This is a genomic window from Mesorhizobium sp. M7A.F.Ca.CA.001.04.2.1 (assembly GCF_003998485.1).
GTDB lineage: Bacteria > Pseudomonadota > Alphaproteobacteria > Rhizobiales > Rhizobiaceae > Mesorhizobium > Mesorhizobium ciceri.
The window spans coordinates 1-1,355 of record NZ_RZQT01000279.1; the positions used below are offsets into that span (position 1 = coordinate 1).

Consider the following 1,355-nt stretch of genomic DNA (forward strand, 5'->3'; position numbering starts at 1 on the left):
GCCGGCCTGTCATCAGGCGCCCGCAACCAGCCAAGCCAAGCCGCCAGACAGAAAACAAATCCTCTCCCCAAAACCAACATCAAAAACAGCCCGCCAGCCACAAATGCCCGCGCGCCGTTTTGATATGGGGGACTGCCGAAGCTTCTCGGAATACGCCGGATGGTCCGAAAGCGAAGCCGAAGCTGCGGGACAAAAGAACCAAATCCCGTCCCGCAAACCAAACTTCACTAAGCAACAGCCCGCCTGGCATCAGCCGGCGGGCTGTTCGCGTTCAAGGGACAATGGTGCCCGCAAGCGGCAGTCCTCGGCGCACAAAGAGGACTCAGCCGACAAGGTACGACAACAAACAAAGCCTCAACAAAACAGCCCGCGGGCCGTTTGCGTTTGGGGGACCGGCAAGTGAAGCGCCAGGCCGCCGCCATGGCCGGATCAACCGAATCGGAGACGGAAAAGACAAAGCCATCCGATCCTCGTGCCAGGCATCGGTGATGCCGGTGATGATTTGCAATCAAATACGAAATGAATTTGGTTGGGGTGGTGTTCGATTCAGCCGGCTTTTGTGGCCACCCTCGACCATGACCCACCCTCGACCATGACAATGACTGATGACCGCGAATATCGACCTGCATGTGAATCCTCGATCGCGCCGGCGGCCGGTGTGTCACGCCGCAATAGCCGCAAGTGCCGTTGGTCGAGCGGCCTAGGGGCGTTGAAGCGATGCCTCGATCATGCCGAATCAAAGCGAAGGGTGATTCTCTGCGGATGAGTCACGCGAGGTAAGGCATGGCCGAATCGGCGCCAGATTCGGAATCGCTCCCCGCAGGAGGTTGCCAATGCCAAATTACGCTTTTGAATGACCACTACGAGAGCTTCATCAGGAAGCAGCTCGAATCAGGCCGCTACAACAATGCCAGCGAGGTTGTCCGCGCGGGCCTGCGCATGCTCGAGGATTTCGAGGCGGAGCGAGAGAAATGGCTGCGCGAGGAGATACCAGGGCGCCTGGCTGAACTCCGGCAGGATCCGATGAAGGGCATCCCTGCCGACACGGTCTTCTCCCGGCTGGAGGCGCGTCATCGCTCCAAGCAGGCGGAAGCCAAGTAGGGGATGGAGTATCGGATTGTCTTCCACTCCAAGGCGGAGTCGGAGCTGGAGCAACTCTACGATGACCTAGCCGGACGTGCGTCGCCGGCGATCGCCCGGAATTTCATTGCGGGTATCCGCGACCATTGTCTAGGCCGTCGACTTTTCCACAGCGGGGCACCGAGCGGGTCGAGATCATGCCGGGGTTGCGGATTGTTGGCTATCGCCGCGCCGTCAGCATTGCCTTCGCCGTCGAGGGTGGGCGGGTGCTGATC

At 60.1% G+C, this 1,355-nt stretch carries 1 protein-coding gene and 1 pseudogene; both read left to right on the forward strand.

The genetic code is table 11. The annotated features are described in order from the left end of the window. The coding region (locus tag EN955_RS35210; protein WP_206523777.1) for a hypothetical protein at positions 1-403 on the forward strand (403 nt) is incomplete at its 5' end. Between the two features lie 430 nt (positions 404-833). Continuing rightward, a pseudogene (locus EN955_RS34485) lies at positions 834-1,101 on the forward strand (type II toxin-antitoxin system ParD family antitoxin). Positions 1,102-1,355: the final 254 nt, after the last annotated feature.